We start from the raw sequence: 15,712 nt of genomic DNA on the forward strand, positions 1-15,712 counted from the left end.
ATCTGAATTTCAATCAGCGGCGTCATCAGCAGCGTCGCCATTGGCCCGGGCCTGATCGATCAGGCGGTCGAAAAAATCGCTGAGCTGGGTCCGCTCGGCAGCGCTCAGCACATTGAAAATCTCCTGGTTTCGCTGCCCCACCACCTGCATGGCGCGCTGCCATGCCGCCTTGCCCTTGGGCGTGAGCGTCAGCACCACGCCGCGTCCGTCCGTCGGGCTGGCAGCCTTGAGCACCAGGCCCTGGTCGACCAGCGACTGCGCGGCCCGGCTGGCCTGCCCCTTGTTCAGGTTGGCCTTTTTGGCCAAGTCGTTAACCGACAGCGGCGCAAAAGTGCCCACCGCCGTGAGGCAGCGGCCGTCGCTCATGGACAGCCCTGCCCCGGCCACATAGGCTCGCTGACTTTCAATGTCGGTCAGCTTGTGCAGCAAATGCAGGCGGTAAGTCAGGGTCCTGTCGAGCTTGATCATGGTCAGTCCGGCTTGTTCATGTTCAGTCCAGCTTGATGCCGCTGGCGCGAATCACCTGCGCCCACTTTTCGCGTTCGGCCTTGGCATAAGCAGCCATCTGGGCCGGCGTGCTGGGCGTGGGCTCCAGCCCCAGAACCTGGAAGCGTGCTTTCACCGATGTGGAATTGAGCGCGTCCACCAGCGTTTTGTTCAGTTTACCGATCACGTCGGCGGGCGTTCCGGCCGGTGCCACCAGACCTTGCCAGGCATAGGCCTCAAAGCCCTTGAGGCCCTGCTCATCCAGCGTGGGAATGGTTTCGAAGTTCTTCACGCGGCGCGGACTGGCAATGCCGATGGGACGCAGGCGCCCCGCATTGATGAAAGCCATGCCGCTGGCCGTATCGACAAACATGAAGGGCAGCTGGCCACCCGTCACATCCTGCACCGCCGGCGCCGCACCGCGGTACGGAACATGCACCAGGTTCAATCCGGTCTTGCCGCGAAACAGTTCCGTTGCCAGGTGGTGCGGGCTGCCCGCGCCCGGTGTGGCGTAGCTGACCCCCGACTTCTGGGTCTTGGCCCAGGCCGTGAATTCGGCCAGGTTCTTCACGGGAATCGCCGGGTTGACCACCAGGATCATGGGAAAGCGGGCCAGCAGGCCGATGGGCGCCAGGTCTTTTTCGGCGCTGTAGCTCAGCTTGGTGTAGAGCGCCGGATTCGCGGCCAGCGTGGCGGTGTCGCCGGTCAGAACCGTGTAGCCGTCCGGTTTGGCATGGGCCACATAGTCAGCGCCGATGTTGGTGGCGGCGCCCGGCTTGTTGTTGATGACGATCGGTTGCCCCAGCGCGCTGCCCATCGCTTCAGTCAGCGAGCGAGCCACCACGTCGGAACCACCACCGGCGGGGTAAGGCACCACCCACTCGATGGGCCGGGTGGGAAAGTTTTGCGCCGAGGCGGCCGTTGCGGCCAAGGCCAGGAGCGCCATCGAACGGCGGATGAAAGCGGGAAGGTTTTGCATGTTGTCTCCAGACAGAAATGAATCGGTAGCAGTCGGTAGCGCGGCAGAAAAATCAGGTACCGGCCAGGCGCTCGGCCTGGGCAATCAGCGCCAGTGCTTCGCCGGCATTGGCCTGGCGGCTGAGCAGTGCGAGGGACAGCGTGGCCAGAAACAGCGGAGCCCTGGCCTCGCCCACACGGGCTGTCGCCTCTGCGAGTGCCGTGTAGGTCTGATCAAGATGGTCAGCGTTGGCGGCGCTGGCGACGGCGGCGGTACTGGTCCCGGTGATGGTGGTGGTGCTGGTGGTGGTCATGGTTATTTCCTGCGGCATCACAGCGGACGGGTCAGACCGGCGGTGAAGTGTTGCTGAAAAGGCTTCAGGGCTGCCTGAACAGCGGCGGCTGGTGTGCCCGTCCAGCATCCCATCAGGTACCCGTCAGGCCGCACCAGCCACGCCGAGCCGTCGGCCGCGCCGTAACGCTCCTGGGCTTGCCCGGACTCGTCGACCAGCGTGTTCACGTCAGGCTCACCCTGGCTGGCAATGCAGATCACGCGGACCGCGGCGGGACCGCCCTCCCCGGGCGCGGCCAACGCGGCGATCTCGTCCGGCAGCCGGCCATGTTGCGCGAAATACAGCACCACAAAACCACCACCGAAGCACGACGTCAGGTGGACGTGGCCGCTGGTGCCGCGCAACCTGGCCTCGGGTGCGGGCATGCCGGCGCGGGGACCGGCCTGAGGCGCGCCCTCCTGCGAAGGCAGATTCAGTGGTGAGCCCACATATTCAACGGGTGTGGACTGGCGTGGGTTGAGCAGCGAATTGACGGCTGCGTCTTCGGTGGCCAGGCGCAGCGCCGCCTCGCGCAGCAGCTTGAAACCGTAATTGGGCGGCGCCATGAATTCCGTGCTTTTGGCGCCGTAGGCAATGTTCTCTCGGGTGGCATGCACGCGCTCGGTGGAATAGCTGTCCAGCAGGGAGTCCGCCGCCCGCCCCTGTTGCACCAGCGCCAGCTTCCAGGCCAGGTTGGCCGCATCGTCTAGGCCCGAGTTGAGTCCGCGCACCCCGAAAATCGGCACCAGGTGGGCCGCATCGCCGGCAAACAGCACACGGCCATGGCGGTAGCTGGGCAAGGTGAGGCACTTGGCGTTGTAGATCGAAATCCACAGCGGCTCCCAGGGCTCGTCCTCGCCAATCATCGAAAGATGGCTTTGCACGCGCGGCAGCACGTTTTCAGGCTTCACGGCTTCCACCGGATCCTCGTCGTCACGAATCTGGTAGTCGATGCGCCAGACATCATCGGGCTGGCGGTGCATCAGAATGGTCGAGCCGGGGTTGGACGGCGGGTCAAACCAGGCGAGACGCTCCACCGCGCGGCGGGTTTTCTGCACCACGTCCACGATGACGTAGCGGCCTTCGTACTGGGTGCCTTCCAGTTGCAGCCCGAGCTGCTCGCGCACCGTGCTGCGGCCCCCGTCACAGGCCACAACCCAGTCAGCCTGCACCGTGTGCATCCCATCGGCGGCCTGGACATCTACTTGCGCGCCATCCGCTTGCGGCCGGACCGCGGTCACCTTGCTGGACCAGCGCACGTCGACCAGGCCGCCCTGCGCCAGTGCTGCCTTGTGGGCGAACTCCTCGGCATAGAACTGCTGGATGTTGACCATGGGCGCGAAGCGCTGTGTCGGCTCGCTCGGCATCTGGAAATGCAGCACTTCCCGGTCGCGAAAATAACTGCGCCCGCCGACCCAGGACAAGCCCTTCTCGACCAGCGGCTGGTCGGCGCCGACCCAGCCCAGTATTTCCTGCGAGCGGCGCGACATGCAAATCGCCCGGCTGCCGGCGCAATAGCCGTCATCGGCTTCAATCACAAGACTGGCGATGCCGTGGCGTCCGAGCAGGGCCGCCAGGCTCATGCCGACAGGTCCGCCGCCGGCAATCAGCACAGGAACCCTGTCGGGCCAGTGAGTGGAAAGTGGAGTGGTCACGATGCGTTTGTCCCGATTGATTTATGGTTGCGAGCGCAACTATAAATCAATCAGGTTGCGCGCGCAACCATTTTTTCAGGATGGGTTTTGCCCGCTGCGAGGCGTCCCCGGCCCGAGGCGGAAAACGGTCAGGAGTGCAGCGAAACCATCAGGCCGCTACCCACCGCCCACTATCCACTAGTTGCGCACCGTCATCTGGCCACGTATTTCGCCTCCGGGGTTGGCCACCGTGTGAACATTGGCGTACCAGCGCCCCGCCATCAGGTCGGCAGCCTGTGCCGGCGTCAGCGTGGCCCGCCCTTCCAGCGGGCTCACGATGGGGCCCTGCCAGGGCAAGGCAACTCCCGCGTTGGCACCAATGGCAGCAGGGCCATGAAAGTGGGCGGCCGTGGCGGGCCCGGTCAGTCCGCTGAAGCTGGCTTTCCAGCGAAACAGGTTGGTGTCCTTATTGAACACCGCATCGACCGAGCCGGTAGCCCGGCTGGCGTTGGGCGGGACCTCGTTGGCAGCCCGTAGCTGGGTGGTGAACGCCACCAGGTTGGACTGGCGATCCATCAAGCCGCAGCCGGTGATGGCGGTCACAGCCGCCACCATGACGGCAGCACGGGAAATACGGCTTGCTTGACGATGGAGGTGCAGGGGCATGATCAATTCCTGTAGATCAAAAGGGTAATTGTCGGCGGGGCAAAACCGCGCCATCGTAGGACAAACCCGGTGTGGCCAGCGGGCATGGGACGACATGCCTGCCAGGCGGCCAGCCTGGTTGCCGCGGGGGTGGCATGGCGCCGCAAATCAAAGGGGTCGCTGTCCTACGGCACAGGCGCATGGCAGCCGACAGGCAACTGCCAACCACTTTGGGAAAGTGAAACTATGTCCGTCCTCGTTCACCATGGCTCGCCATGAGCACCCATGACAAAACACATGGTTAAACACACATGGTCAAACCACATGGCTGACACACTGCAACACCATCTACTGCAACACCATCTGCGTCTGCGCGGTTTGCGGGAAAGCATTCACGGCACCGCCGCCGGCAGGGGCGGCTGACGCAGTACGGCACAACCGGAAGGAGCTGGCAATGGCTTCACGCACTCTATGGAAAGGTGCCATCAGCTTTGGGCTGGTCCACATCCCCGTGGCGCTGCATGCGGCCACGTCCGACAGCGGTATCGATTTTGACTGGCTGGACAAACGCAGCATGGACCCGGTTGGCTACAAACGCATCAACAAAAAGACCGGCAAGGAAATCAGCCGGGAAAACATCGTCAAGGGCATCAAATACCAGGATGACCAGTATGTGGTCCTGTCTGCAGAGGAAATTGCCGGGGCTTATCCCAAGACGACCCAGACGATCGAGATCGAAAGTTTCGTTGCCAATACGGAAATTCCCTTTATCTACCTGGAGCGGCCCTACTACATCGCGCCCATCAACAAAGGGCAAAAAGTCTATGCCCTGCTGCGTGACACCCTGCTTGACACGCAGCGGGTCGGCATCGCGCGGGTGGTGATCCAGACCAAGCAACACCTGGCCGTGCTGGTGCCCTCCGGACCCGGTCTCATCCTGAACCTGATGCGCTGGGGCGAAGAAATCCGCTCCTGGGAAGACCTGGACCTTCCACCCGAGGGCGCGAAGGCGGCCGGGCTGTCGGCGCGCGAACTGTCCATGGCCAAACAGCTCGTCAATGACATGACGGAGACCTGGGATCCGGGAAAATTCAGGGACTCGTTCAGGGACGAAATCATGGCCCTGGTCGAACGCAAGGCCAGGGAAGGCAAGATCGAAACCGTGGAGCAGCCTCAAAAGGCGGAGGATTCCGCCGGACGTTCGGGCGCCACCATCCTCGACCTCACCGAATTGCTCCAGCGCAGCCTGCGCAAGGGCGGCGCAGCGGCCGCGGCAGATGGGGCAGATGGCAAGGAGACCCCCAAGCCCGAAGCCCGCCCCAGGACGGCCACCCGCACAACCGTCCGCACGACCGCCCGCAAGGGTACGGCAAAAGCCGCTTCGCGCGCGCACGGCAAGCGGGCTGCCTGAAAACCTGCCCATGAACACGCCCGCGCCATGGCCGCCGAGGACCTGCTGAAAACCTACCGCGCCAGGCGCGACTTCAAGCAGACGCCCGAGCCCGCCACAGGAGGCGAGCGCTCCGCCAAGGCGCTGAGGTTTGTGGTCCAGAAGCATGCCGCGCGCAGCCTGCACTACGACTTTCGGCTGGAGCTGCAGGGCTCGCTGAAGAGTTGGGCGATTCCCAAAGGGCCGAGCCTGGATCCGGCCGTCAAACGCATGGCCGTGCATGTCGAAGATCACCCGATGGCCTATGCCGGCTTTGAAGGCACCATTCCACCCGGGCAGTACGGTGCCGGCCACGTCATTGTGTGGGACCGCGGGCTCTGGGCGCCGACGGGCGACCCGGCCGCAGGCCTGAAGAACGGCAAGCTCAAATTTGAACTGCACGGTGAAAAGCTCAAGGGAGGCTGGACGCTGGTGCGCATGCACGGCCATGCCGGGGAAAGCCATGAACCCTGGCTGCTGATCAAGGAGCAGGACGACCACGCACGCCCCGAGCAGGTATTTGATGTACTCCAGGCGCTGCCCGACAGCGTGCTTTCCGGCAAGCCCCTGCCTGGCAAGGCAGCCACCGAAACACAGGGCGCCCTTCGCGCTGCGCGCACCAAAAAAACAGCGCCTGAAAGCAAGACCAGGAAGCCCACCAGAACAACGGCGGCCAACGCACGGTCCGGTAAAAACATTCCCAAAGGCATTCCCGAAGGCGCGGTGAAATCCGGGCTGCCCGGCACGCTGGCCCCGGAACTGGCCACGCTGGTCAACCGCGTGCCTGCCGACCCGCAAGACTGGATCTACGAAATCAAGTTTGATGGCTACCGGCTGCTCACCCGCATCGAGGGGGACTCGGTGCGCTGCATGACGCGCAACGGCAACGACTGGACCGCCAGGTTGCCCAGGCTGGCCAAAGCCGTTGCACAACTGGGCATGCGCTCCGCCTGGCTGGACGGCGAAATTGTGGTGATGAATGAGCAGAGCCTGCCCAGCTTTGGCGCGCTGCAAAACGCCTTCGACAGCGCCAGCACGGCAGATATTCTCTATTACGTGTTCGACCTGCCGTTTTACGATGGGTTGGACCTGCGCCAGGTGCCGCTGACACAGCGGCGCGAAATCCTGCGCACGGCCCTGACGCGCAATCCGCAGGACAGCATCCGTTTCAGCGAGGCGTTTGACCAGCCCCCGCAAGACCTGATCAACTCGGCCCAGCGCCTGGGCCTGGAAGGCGTGATCGGCAAGCGCGCAGCCTCGCCCTACGTCTCGCGCCGCTCGCCCGACTGGATCAAGCTCAAAACCCAGCTGCGCCAGGAGTTTGTGATTGGCGGCTACACCGAGCCCAAAGGCTCCCGCACTGGCCTGGGAGCCCTGCTGCTGGGCGTGCACGATGCGCAGGGCAAGCTCCAGTACGCCGGCAATGTGGGCACAGGCTTCAATGTCGAGACGCTGCGCAGCCTCAAGGAGCGGCTGTCAACGCTGCACAGAGAGCGCAGCCCGTTTGCCGCGCTGCCGGCAGGCGTCAAAGGGCAATGGGTGAAGCCGCAACTGCTGGCCGAAGTGGCGTTTGGCGAATGGACCCACGGCGGCCATATCCGCCACCCCGTGTTCCAGGGACTTCGCACCGACAAGCCGGCCAAAAACATCCTCCGTGAGACGCCCACATCACCAGTCACCCCCCGGAAAGGCTCCGACATGCCGCAAGACGCTGCCACACCAGGCCCCACCAGCCGAAAACCCCCTGACAAGGCCCCTGGCAAGGCTCCTGAGTCCGTGCGCATCACGCATCCCGACCGCGTGATCGACAAAACCACCGGCTTCACCAAGCAAGCCATGGTGGAGCACTACGCCGCTGTCGCCCCGCTCATGCTGCCGCACCTCAAGGGGCGCCCGGTTGCCCTGGTTCGCGCGCCGGCAGGCGTCGGGGGTGAGCTGTTTTTCCAGAAACACGCGGAAGCCACAGCCATTCCCGGTATCAAGCTGCTCGACCCGGCGCTGGACCCGGGACATGAACCGCTGCTCGAGATCCCTTCTGTAGCGGCCCTGCTGGAAGCCGCGCAAGTCAATGCCGTGGAATTCCACACCTGGAACGCGACCAGCCGCGCCATTCGCAAGCCTGACCGCATGACCTTCGACCTGGACCCCGGCGAAAAGGTTGGCTGGCCGGAGATGCAGGAGGCCGCGCAGCTGGTGCACTCTCTTCTGGATGAGCTGGGACTGGCCAGTTTTCTGAAAACCAGCGGAGGCAAAGGCCTGCACGTCGTGGTGCCGCTGAGGCGCAACTACGACTTCGACACGGTGAAGGATTTCTCGCACGCCATCGTGAAACACCTGGCAGGTGTTTTGCCGCAACGCTTCGTGGCGAAGAGCGGCCCCAAAAACCGGGTCGGCAAGATATTTGTGGACTACTTGCGCAACGGTTTCGGCGCCACGACCGTCTCGGCCTGGTCGGCGCGCGCGCGGCCGGGGCTGGGGGTTTCGATACCGGTGGCGTGGGATGAACTGGCTTCGCTCACCGGCGGCGCGCACTGGACCACGACGACGACAGGTGGGCGCCTGGCCACCGGCAACCAGCCCTGGAAGGACTATGACGCCTGCGCCAACAGCCTGGCTGCGGCGATGAAAAAACTGGGCTTCAAGCCACCCACCCATTGACGGCAGGGCAAGCACTTCGCCAGCTGTCATCGGCCTCCTACACCAGCAGCATCCTTGCCCCGACAGCCAATCAGAATCATCGCCGCTAAATTGCCATATTGAATTGTCATGGGTTATTTCAGGCGATTTTCGTTGCCTACCGCAGGAGCACCTCATGGAATCCACCGAGCAAACCACCGAAACCGAACAGAACCACCAGACCGAGCAAACCCACCAAACCCAGCAGACCCATCAGCCTGACCCAAGCCACCAAACCACCCAGACCAACGAGAGCGACCGGCAGGACAAGCAGGCCAATCATCCGCAGGCCGGCAACGCCCCTTGGCATCGGTCCCGGGGCCGGGGCCGACAGGCCGGCGAGGCCACCCGACTGTGAATCAATTTACGCATCGAAGCCCCACGCGCGAGGGCTTTCAGTGCGAACCAGGAGAGCCACATGGAACCGCGCGATGAAATGGATCTGACCGCCTACCTCCAGACAGAAGGCCGCCGCCGTGCGGCCGAGTTGGGGAACTGCCGGCCCACGGAAAGCCCCGGCATCGCGGCGCCGACACCCCACGCACCACCATCACTACAACAACAATGCGCCACCCCGGCCAGCGAACAGCCACCGCCCCAAAGCCTCAGCGAAGCGTTGCGGCGCATGGGTGTTGCCTAGGCTGCGGCTGCGCCCGATAACCCGGTAACCCAGCCGGCTTTTGCACGGCTGGCCGTGTAGGCCTTTGCCGCAAGTTGACGCTGCGCACTGGCATGGCGCCGCATGGCGGCCTATGATTTCAGTACCGCAAGACGATTGCGCTGGAGACCTCATGAAATACCTCTTGCCATTGAGCCTGGCCGCAATGCTGCTGGCGGGCTGCCCGGATAATACCAAGTCGCCCAAGCTCCCACCCCAGGTGCCGGAACCCAAGGCTGCCGTTGCCCCCTCCACGACGCCCATCGCCATGGTGTTGGCACCTCGCCCGGCCAGCGCATGAAAGCCTTGATCGCGCTGGCTGTCCTCTGCCTGGTGGGCGCCTGCACATGGATGTCTTCGCCCGCCGGGCACAGGGTCAGCGTCGAGGGTGAGTCCTACGTGCTCAGCCAGTTGACTGCCGGCACCTGGACCGCCATTTCCACCAACCTGGTGACACCCCCTCCAGCCAGCAAACCCTCTACCCGCGCCGCGCTGGTGCAGGCCATCGAGCAAGCCTCGGGTTGCAAGGTGACCGAGAGCGACTATTCACGCGAAGGCCGGCAACTCGATGCGCAGGTCGATTGCGGAAGTCGCCTGAAAAACTAACCGCGGCCGGAGAAAAAAAGGGGCAGCCTTGCATGCTGCCCCCGGTGTGCCGAGCCTCGAGTGCCAGCAACAAAGTCTTGGGCGCCAGCGAACTGAATCCTCTCTAAAGTCATTTTTCTTTTAGTGCGCTGCCTTCAGGCTGGCGCGCATGGCCTTGACCTGGTCATGACTACGCTGGGCACCCTGGTATCAGCAGCACGTAATCCATCATGGCGCGCACAAGGTGCCGCTGCGGTCAGGCAAGCACAGACAGATTTGTAGGAGAAGACCGCGCCGCACTTGCATAGGTCACATAGGGGTCTGCACGGGGTCGGCCCCACCTCTGGACACTGCAATATCGACCTCTCTCCCGTCGAATGAAAACAGCTCAGTAGCCCATAAAGAATTGGGCTAACAGCTATTAAATCAGTAGCAACCAGATTGAAACATGAGGTTGAAGCATGAGGCATGAAACATGCAGGCGGGCATGCGTTCGTCAGCTGTCGAGTTCCGGGTAGCGGCGAAAGATGCAGTCTTCATTGAATGCAATGCGTCGCTCGCTGGCCAGGTAGGCCGCCACGCGGCGATGCTGCGCCACGCTGTCGTGCAGGGCTGCAACACACGGCGCCTTTTTTAGCGCGCGCCGGCTGGCCTTGGGAAAGGCGTATTGCAGGCCCGCCACCAGTTGGAAAAGCGACAGGTCCGCGTAGCTCAACCGCCCACCCACCAGATGGCGACTACCCCGGCGGTTGCGCGCCAGCACGCTTTCAAACCAGGCCAGGAATTTGGGCACGCGCGCCTCGCGAAACTCCTTTGCACGCCGGACGGCCTCCGGCTTCTGGTCCTCGTAGTAGAGGCCGGTGGCAATCGGGTGGTGCGTGTCATGGGCCTCGGCGACGACGTCGGCAATGGTCAGCTGCAGCTGGTGCGTCCACACGCGCTGAACCTCGCTCTTGCCGACCAGCCCGAGGCGGGGGCCGAGGTACAGCAAAATCGCCGCCGTCTGCCCCACGATGACCTTGCCGTGCACCAGGAAAGGCGGAGCAAACGGTGGGTGCAGCACATCGGGGCTGTCCATGACATGCATCATGGCCGCCATGCCCTGCCCGGCTTTTTCGCCCTGGCGATCGCGCGCCACATCAACGTAGTCGGCGCCTGCGGCTTCCAGCGCCAGGCGCACAAATTCGCCGCGTCCCTGAATGCCGGGCCAGTAATGAAGTTCGTATGACATGAAACTCCCCCGGTGGGTGGGTTGGCAGAGTGTGGGCAGTATGTGAAATGACGGGAAACGCCACTTTAGCCCATGCCGGACGGACATAAAGAACTATGTATTTCATAGCAATAAAGGCAAGAGGCGAGAACGCGGTCTCAGGTGTCCACCTCATCGGGCAGAGAAAATAATTCCAGACCAACCAGGTTCAAACCGGGGTTTAACCGGGGTTTAAACCGGGTTTCATCTTGTCCTACATGAAGTTGGCCACGGTCTGACACCTCCGGTTTTTCGAGCCGACGGACACTGAGACACTGAAGCAGCATGAAAGAAGGGCGCCACCAGGTGCAGGCGCCTTTTCGTTTTTTCCGGAGGTCAATGCAATGGCGAAATCAACCCTAGCCAGTTCACTCCACGGCAAAACCCTGAGATGGACCTTCAGCGACGGCCCGGCCAAAGGCCGGACGTTTGAACATACCTTTGAGCCCAATGGCCGCGTCACCTGGCGCAGCGCGGACAACCCGGACGCCAGCGAGCACCACGACAAGGCCAGTGCCGCCGTGAAGGTGTCAGACGACGTGCATGTGGTGTCCTACCTGTCAGCCGACAGCGGCTACACGCTCACGGTGGTGCTCAATCTTCGGGACGGCACCGCGGTGGGCTTTGCGTCCAATGGCAAGGAATGGTTCCGGCAGTCGGGCCGGTTTGAAGTGCTCGATCGTCGCGAAGGCGGTCCAGCAGCCTGAGTCCGGAATGTCAGCCCGCCGCCGCGATCTGGCGCAGGGCCTGTTCAAACACTTCAGGGGGCTGCCCGCCAGAGATCAGGTGGCGGTCATTGATGATGACGGCCGGCACCGAATGGATGCCCTGGCTCAGGTAGAACTGCTCGCGCTCGCGCACCTCATCGGCGTATTCGGATGACGCCAGGATGTTCCGCGCGCGCTCGGCATCCAGGCCCACTTCGCCCGCCACCCGCGCCAGCACCTCGTGCGAACCGGGACTCTGTCCATCGGTGAAGTAAGCCTTGAACAGTGCCTCTTTCAGCGCCTTCTGCCTGCCCTCGCCCTGCAGCTCGGCCCAGTGGAGCAGGCGGTGTGCATCAAAGGTGTTGTAAATGCGGCTGCGGCCACCGCCCGGCTCGTCCGCCATGCTGAATTTGAAGCCCAGCTGCGCGCCCCGTACCCGGATATTTTCGCGGTTCGCTTGGGCCTGCTCGGGCGTGATGCCGTACTTTTGCGTGATGTGCTCGGTGATTTCCTGGCCCTCGGCCGTCATCTGGGGGTTGAGCTCAAATGGCTGGAAATGCAGCTCGGCCGTGATGTCTTTGCCGACCCGCGCCAGCGCCTGGTCCAGCGATTTAAGCCCGATCACGCACCATGGGCAGGAAACATCAGAGACGAAATCGATTTTGAGGGGGATGGTCATGGTGTGTCGTTCTCATTTCATTTTTCACGCAAGGTCGCCAGCTCGCCTGCATGACAAGTCCACGGAAGGATCGCCCGGTGTGGACCGCCTTGTCAAACAGTGGATATGACGGGTCTGCAGGCGCGATTTTTACGTGGAACGGCCGCGCCTTGTCATGGCGCGGGCAATATGCAGGTGCGGCGTACGGTTACTTGAAGGGCCACCGGGAGGCCATCCGCCTATCCATCCACCCGACGTCCTTGTGCCGCCTGTCCGGCTCCGACCGCGGTCAGGCCAAGGCCTTCAGTAGGCCCGCACTGACACCTATCAGCGCCTCCCCCCGATACATCGGGAGTGTTCCGCCACGCATAGTGAAACGACAACTTCCCGGAGAAAAACCATGTCTTTTGCACTCTACATGATCGGTTTCGTGATCTTCCTCTGCGGCGTGATCTGGGGCGCGGTGGTAGCGGGCATACCACACCTGTATATCGGCATCGGTGCACTGATACTTCTCGGCATCGGCATTTTCAGCGCCGTCAGCCGCACACGCAGCAAAGACCCGTCCTGACCACCGGCGCCTGCTGAAGGCCAGCGCAGCGCCGCGGAGGGGCTAGCGCCCCTCAACCATTTCCGACCGGGGCGCTCCGCTGCAGGCTCACAACGGATTCCGGGCCGCGTTTGGCACCTTCGGCTGCCACGGACACGACGCCCCGAAAAGACGGGCTAAACCGTGAAACCGATTCGGACAATTCCTGTTCAAGCCAGATCACGCGCTGCGCATACATCGATGCCAGCGCAAGATGATGGTCCGCCGCTATCTGGTGCTCGATGCGGGCCAGATTGGCCGCCTGCAAATACTCCTGGGCTTTCCGAATATGGGCATCCACGCGTGTATGAAAAAGATCGAATCGCATATAAAACCCCTCCTCAAGCAGAAGTGAAAGAAACAGTTTTTATTGAAACAGAAATAAAGGTTTTGGGAATACCCAGTTTTAGTGATTGGCCGCTGAAACTGTCCCGTCCTTGCGTAGGACGGCATCTCACGGCCTGCCGGCGTGCACAAAAGACGGCGCGGACAAACGAATCTTTGTTACAGCTCACGCGGGCGTCAGCATAGGCGCGGGTGATCGCGGGTGATCGCGGGTGATCGGGTATTCCCACATGTAACCGTAGCCACCAAAAAAACTGCACGCATTCGTCCATGACTGCATTTGTCGACAAACACACGCGCCACCTGCACTTCGGCTTGCATCTCGGCCAGTTTGTAGCGCGTGTTCTGGTAGTTGGCCACGGGCTGACCGCACACCTTGCGCTCCTTCACATAGGCCTGCGTCCAGTCAATGGCGGCCTGCGCCGCCGAAACGGCCGTGGTGGCGATTTGCAGGCGCTCCCACGGCAGCGGCTCCATCAGGCAGATAAATCCCTTGTTCTCATGCGCCTCGCCGCCCAGCAGATGGCCAGCCGGCACCCTCACGTCGTTGAAGAAGAGCTCGGCGGTGTCCTGCGCCTTGAGGCCGAAGCCCCAAGCCCCCGTGGGGAAAATCGCATGGCCGAAGCATTCCTCCACGCAGCCCTCCGCGCGCTGCGGAACTGCAGCGCCGCAATGGATTCAACCCCGGATGACCTCATTCGGCGTTGTAATGAAGTGGCGGCAAAATCCGGCCCAGGCTTTATGCTGACCCGTACCGTCAGGAATGCCCCGGGCAGGCACCAGCCGTCGATCGTCTATGTCTATTGAACCTTGAACCGATTTCCTTCAACCAACCTCACCCTCTCATGCAACGACTCCAGAACAAGGTAAGCATCATCACCGGCGCGGCGCAAGGCATAGGCCTGGCCACCGCCATCAAATTCGCCCGCGAAGGCGCCATCGTCATCGTCTGCGACGTCCGGCAACCCGGTGTTGACGAGGCTGTCAGGGCGTGCCAGGCACTGGGCGCGCAAGCCGTCGGCCATGTGATGGACGTCACGCAGCGCGCCATGGTCGATGCCGTGGTGAAGCAGGTCAAGGACCAGTTCGGCCGCATTGACGTGCTGGTCAACAATGCCGGTATCACGCAGGATGCGCGGCTGCAAAAAATGACACTGGAGCAGTTCGACCGCGTGATTGACGTCAACCTGCGCGGCGTGTTTCATTGCGCCCAGGCTGTGGCGGACACCATGGTGGCGCAGGGCCGGGGCGTGATCCTCAACGCCAGTTCGGTGGTGGGCATTTACGGCAACTTCGGCCAGACCAACTATGCGGCCAGCAAGTTCGGCGTGATCGGTTTCACCAAAACCTGGAGCCGCGAGCTCGGTCCCAAGGGCGTGCGCGTGAATGCCGTGGCGCCTGGCTTCATTGCCACGCCCATCCTGAACACCATTCCCGAGAAGGTCCTGAAAGAGATGGAAGCGCATGTACCGCTCAAGCGGCTGGGGCAGCCCGAGGAAATCGCCAACGTCTACGCCTTTCTGGCAAGCGACGAGGCCAGCTACATCAATGGCGCGGTCATCGAGGTGTCGGGCGGCATGTCGGTTTGAGTTGCCGGTCGCAAAAAAAAAGATTTCAAAGTTCAATTATTTGACAAAGTCAACTAATTGATTGACGATGGCCGCATGGCATTGTCAAAGCCCTCCACACCACTCCCATCTGCCGCGGGCCACGTCGAAGCCGTCCGCGGCTTTAACCGTTTTTACACCCAACGCATCGGCGTGCTCGACCCCTATCTGGGCAGCGAACTTTCGCTCACCGAGGTACGGGTGCTCTACGAACTGGCACACCGCGACCAACCCACGGCCTCCGAACTGGGGCGCGACCTGGCGCTCGACCCCGGTTACCTGAGCCGCATCCTGCGCCGTTTTGAAAGCAAAGGCTGGCTGACGCGCGTGCCGTCCGTGGCAGATGCCCGGCAAAGCCTGCTGGCGCTCACGGCAGCCGGTCACAAGGCGTTTGCGCCCTTGCAAAAAAAATCCAGCGAAGAGGCAGCGGCTTTGCTGGCAACGCTGGCGCCCGATGCGCAGCAAAAACTGGTCAACGCCATGGCCGCCATTGAGCACCTGCTGGCGCCAGCCGCCGAACTCGCCCCCACCCGCACCATTGTGCTGCGCGATCCACAGCCCGGCGACATGGGCTGGGTGGTACAGCAGCACGGCGAAATTTACGCACGTGAATACGACTGGAACTGCGAGTTCGAAGCGCTGGTGGCCGACATCACCGGCAAATACCTTAAAAACTTCCTGCCGGATTCCGAGAAATGCTGGATCGCAGAACTCGACGGCGAGCGGGCCGGCGCGGTGTTTGTGGTGCGCAAATCAGCCACCGTGGCCCAGTTACGCATGTTGATCCTCACCCCGGAGGCGCGCGGTCTGGGCCTGGGCGGACGCCTCACGGATGAATGCATCGCGTTTGCCCGCCGCAAGGGCTACCAGAAAATGCGGCTCTGGACCAATAGCTGCCTGGACGCGGCGCGCGCTATCTACGCCAAACGGGGCTTCCGGCTGGTTAAAAGCGAGCCCTACCACGGCTTCGGGCATGACCTCGTGGGTGAAACCTGGGAGTTGCGGCTGTAAGAACCTGTTTACGATCTAAACGGGGCCGCGCAAGCACCTTCTCGGGATGGGATGCAAGGCGCGCCGCCCATAGCTCGGGCTATGGGCAAGCGCCGCAACGCCGCAGACCGCCCGAGAAGGCGCTTGCCCTTCGGGTTGGGGTGA

General features: G+C 62.7%; 18 protein-coding genes and 1 pseudogene. 10 read left to right on the plus strand and 9 right to left on the minus strand.

Features of this window, described 5'->3' with window-relative positions:
* Window positions 1-9: 9 nt before the first annotated feature.
* From AC1DUR_RS11455 to AC1DUR_RS11475, 5 genes are all read right to left on the minus strand, one after another.
* The gene (locus AC1DUR_RS11455; protein WP_477717373.1) at window positions 10-468 is read right to left on the minus strand and encodes a MarR family winged helix-turn-helix transcriptional regulator; all 459 of its coding nucleotides are present in this window, start codon (window positions 466-468) and stop codon (window positions 10-12) included.
* 22 nt (window positions 469-490) lie between these two features.
* On the minus strand, window positions 491-1,465 hold the full coding sequence (locus AC1DUR_RS11460; protein ID WP_477717374.1) for a Bug family tripartite tricarboxylate transporter substrate binding protein: 975 nt from the start codon (window positions 1,463-1,465) through the stop codon (window positions 491-493).
* Window positions 1,466-1,517: 52 nt separating this feature from the next.
* A complete protein-coding gene (locus AC1DUR_RS11465; protein ID WP_477717375.1) occupies window positions 1,518-1,757 on the minus strand; it encodes a hypothetical protein in 240 nt (79 codons plus the stop codon).
* A 17-nt stretch (window positions 1,758-1,774) separates the two neighbouring features.
* On the minus strand, window positions 1,775-3,358 hold the full coding sequence (locus AC1DUR_RS11470) for an FAD-dependent oxidoreductase (RefSeq protein ID WP_477717525.1): 1,584 nt from the start codon (window positions 3,356-3,358) through the stop codon (window positions 1,775-1,777).
* 249 nt (window positions 3,359-3,607) lie between these two features.
* On the minus strand, window positions 3,608-4,075 hold the full coding sequence (locus AC1DUR_RS11475) for a CHRD domain-containing protein (RefSeq protein ID WP_477717376.1): 468 nt from the start codon (window positions 4,073-4,075) through the stop codon (window positions 3,608-3,610).
* Between the two features lie 433 nt (window positions 4,076-4,508).
* On the opposite strand from AC1DUR_RS11475, the gene ku reads away from it, so the two are divergent.
* The 6 genes from ku (at window position 4,509) to AC1DUR_RS11505 (ending at window position 9,423) form a co-directional block, all read left to right on the plus strand.
* Window positions 4,509-5,465, plus strand: a complete 957-nt coding sequence (gene ku, locus AC1DUR_RS11480; protein ID WP_477717377.1) for a non-homologous end joining protein Ku — start codon at window positions 4,509-4,511, stop codon at window positions 5,463-5,465.
* A 27-nt stretch (window positions 5,466-5,492) separates the two neighbouring features.
* Entirely contained in the window at window positions 5,493-8,141 is a 2,649-nt protein-coding gene (gene ligD / locus AC1DUR_RS11485; RefSeq protein WP_477717378.1) for a DNA ligase D, read from the plus strand.
* Between the two features lie 154 nt (window positions 8,142-8,295).
* Window positions 8,296-8,517, plus strand: coding sequence for a hypothetical protein (locus tag AC1DUR_RS11490; RefSeq protein WP_477717379.1), 222 nt, complete (start codon window positions 8,296-8,298; stop codon window positions 8,515-8,517).
* A 60-nt stretch (window positions 8,518-8,577) separates the two neighbouring features.
* Window positions 8,578-8,799, plus strand: coding sequence for a hypothetical protein (locus tag AC1DUR_RS11495; RefSeq protein ID WP_477717380.1), 222 nt, complete (start codon window positions 8,578-8,580; stop codon window positions 8,797-8,799).
* A 151-nt stretch (window positions 8,800-8,950) separates the two neighbouring features.
* Complete coding sequence (locus tag AC1DUR_RS11500) at window positions 8,951-9,118, plus strand: hypothetical protein (protein WP_477717381.1); 168 nt, start codon at window positions 8,951-8,953, stop codon at window positions 9,116-9,118.
* Window positions 9,115-9,423 (plus strand): hypothetical protein, encoded by a 309-nt coding sequence (locus tag AC1DUR_RS11505; RefSeq protein ID WP_477717382.1) that lies wholly within the window; start codon window positions 9,115-9,117, stop codon window positions 9,421-9,423. Before AC1DUR_RS11500 ends, AC1DUR_RS11505 begins: the two co-directional genes overlap by 4 nt.
* Window positions 9,424-9,898: 475 nt before the next feature.
* Here AC1DUR_RS11505 and AC1DUR_RS11510 read toward each other — a convergent pair whose 3' ends face one another.
* Complete coding sequence (locus AC1DUR_RS11510) at window positions 9,899-10,633, minus strand: glutathione S-transferase (protein ID WP_477717383.1); 735 nt, start codon at window positions 10,631-10,633, stop codon at window positions 9,899-9,901.
* Between the two features lie 362 nt (window positions 10,634-10,995).
* Here AC1DUR_RS11510 and AC1DUR_RS11515 point away from each other — a divergent pair, with 362 nt between their 5' ends.
* On the plus strand, window positions 10,996-11,358 hold the full coding sequence (locus tag AC1DUR_RS11515) for a MoaF N-terminal domain-containing protein (protein ID WP_477717384.1): 363 nt from the start codon (window positions 10,996-10,998) through the stop codon (window positions 11,356-11,358).
* Window positions 11,359-11,368: 10 nt separating this feature from the next.
* Here the strand turns inward: AC1DUR_RS11515 and AC1DUR_RS11520 are convergent, their stop codons facing one another.
* Complete coding sequence (locus tag AC1DUR_RS11520; protein ID WP_477717385.1) at window positions 11,369-12,037, minus strand: DsbA family oxidoreductase; 669 nt, start codon at window positions 12,035-12,037, stop codon at window positions 11,369-11,371.
* Window positions 12,038-12,416: 379 nt separating this feature from the next.
* Here AC1DUR_RS11520 and AC1DUR_RS11525 point away from each other — a divergent pair, with 379 nt between their 5' ends.
* A complete protein-coding gene (locus tag AC1DUR_RS11525) occupies window positions 12,417-12,587 on the plus strand; it encodes a hypothetical protein (protein ID WP_477717386.1) in 171 nt (56 codons plus the stop codon).
* A gap of 52 nt (window positions 12,588-12,639) precedes the next feature.
* Here the strand turns inward: AC1DUR_RS11525 and AC1DUR_RS11530 are convergent, their stop codons facing one another.
* Together AC1DUR_RS11530 and AC1DUR_RS11535 are read right to left on the minus strand one after the other, a co-directional pair.
* Window positions 12,640-12,933 carry a hypothetical protein gene (locus AC1DUR_RS11530; protein ID WP_477717387.1) on the minus strand — a complete coding sequence of 98 codons (294 nt, stop codon included), beginning with the start codon at window positions 12,931-12,933 and terminating at the stop codon, window positions 12,640-12,642.
* A gap of 225 nt (window positions 12,934-13,158) precedes the next feature.
* Window positions 13,159-13,535: pseudogene (locus tag AC1DUR_RS11535) on the minus strand (acyl-CoA dehydrogenase family protein); the annotation flags it as partial.
* Between the two features lie 260 nt (window positions 13,536-13,795).
* Between AC1DUR_RS11535 and fabG the strand changes: the two are divergent.
* The gene (fabG, locus tag AC1DUR_RS11540; RefSeq protein WP_477717388.1) at window positions 13,796-14,539 is read left to right on the plus strand and encodes a 3-oxoacyl-ACP reductase FabG; all 744 of its coding nucleotides are present in this window, start codon (window positions 13,796-13,798) and stop codon (window positions 14,537-14,539) included.
* A 75-nt stretch (window positions 14,540-14,614) separates the two neighbouring features.
* Window positions 14,615-15,568: a bifunctional helix-turn-helix transcriptional regulator/GNAT family N-acetyltransferase gene (locus tag AC1DUR_RS11545; protein WP_477717389.1), complete on the plus strand. Its 954-nt coding sequence runs from the start codon at window positions 14,615-14,617 to the stop codon at window positions 15,566-15,568.
* Window positions 15,569-15,712: the final 144 nt, after the last annotated feature.

This window comes from Polaromonas sp. P4_F4 (assembly GCF_056401355.1).

Bases quoted from the DNA above. Each gene is read 5' to 3' on its own strand.
- AC1DUR_RS11530 (WP_477717387.1), bottom strand. From the start codon at position 12,933: ATGCGATTCGATCTTTTTCATACACGCGTGGATGCCCATATTCGGAAA.
- ligD (WP_477717378.1), top strand. From the start codon at position 5,493: ATGGCCGCCGAGGACCTGCTGAAAACCTACCGCGCCAGGCGCGACTTC.
- AC1DUR_RS11465 (WP_477717375.1), bottom strand. From the start codon at position 1,757: ATGACCACCACCAGCACCACCACCATCACCGGGACCAGTACCGCCGCC.
- AC1DUR_RS11520 (WP_477717385.1), bottom strand. From the start codon at position 12,037: ATGACCATCCCCCTCAAAATCGATTTCGTCTCTGATGTTTCCTGCCCA.
- AC1DUR_RS11545 (WP_477717389.1), top strand. From the start codon at position 14,615: ATGGCATTGTCAAAGCCCTCCACACCACTCCCATCTGCCGCGGGCCAC.
- AC1DUR_RS11460 (WP_477717374.1), bottom strand. From the start codon at position 1,465: ATGCAAAACCTTCCCGCTTTCATCCGCCGTTCGATGGCGCTCCTGGCC.
- AC1DUR_RS11500 (WP_477717381.1), top strand. From the start codon at position 8,951: ATGAAATACCTCTTGCCATTGAGCCTGGCCGCAATGCTGCTGGCGGGC.
- AC1DUR_RS11505 (WP_477717382.1), top strand. From the start codon at position 9,115: ATGAAAGCCTTGATCGCGCTGGCTGTCCTCTGCCTGGTGGGCGCCTGC.
- AC1DUR_RS11525 (WP_477717386.1), top strand. From the start codon at position 12,417: ATGTCTTTTGCACTCTACATGATCGGTTTCGTGATCTTCCTCTGCGGC.
- AC1DUR_RS11510 (WP_477717383.1), bottom strand. From the start codon at position 10,633: ATGTCATACGAACTTCATTACTGGCCCGGCATTCAGGGACGCGGCGAA.
- AC1DUR_RS11515 (WP_477717384.1), top strand. From the start codon at position 10,996: ATGGCGAAATCAACCCTAGCCAGTTCACTCCACGGCAAAACCCTGAGA.
- AC1DUR_RS11495 (WP_477717380.1), top strand. From the start codon at position 8,578: ATGGAACCGCGCGATGAAATGGATCTGACCGCCTACCTCCAGACAGAA.
- AC1DUR_RS11490 (WP_477717379.1), top strand. From the start codon at position 8,296: ATGGAATCCACCGAGCAAACCACCGAAACCGAACAGAACCACCAGACC.
- ku (WP_477717377.1), top strand. From the start codon at position 4,509: ATGGCTTCACGCACTCTATGGAAAGGTGCCATCAGCTTTGGGCTGGTC.
- AC1DUR_RS11470 (WP_477717525.1), bottom strand. From the start codon at position 3,358: ATGAGCCTGGCGGCCCTGCTCGGACGCCACGGCATCGCCAGTCTTGTG.
- AC1DUR_RS11475 (WP_477717376.1), bottom strand. From the start codon at position 4,075: ATGCCCCTGCACCTCCATCGTCAAGCAAGCCGTATTTCCCGTGCTGCC.
- AC1DUR_RS11455 (WP_477717373.1), bottom strand. From the start codon at position 468: ATGATCAAGCTCGACAGGACCCTGACTTACCGCCTGCATTTGCTGCAC.
- fabG (WP_477717388.1), top strand. From the start codon at position 13,796: ATGCAACGACTCCAGAACAAGGTAAGCATCATCACCGGCGCGGCGCAA.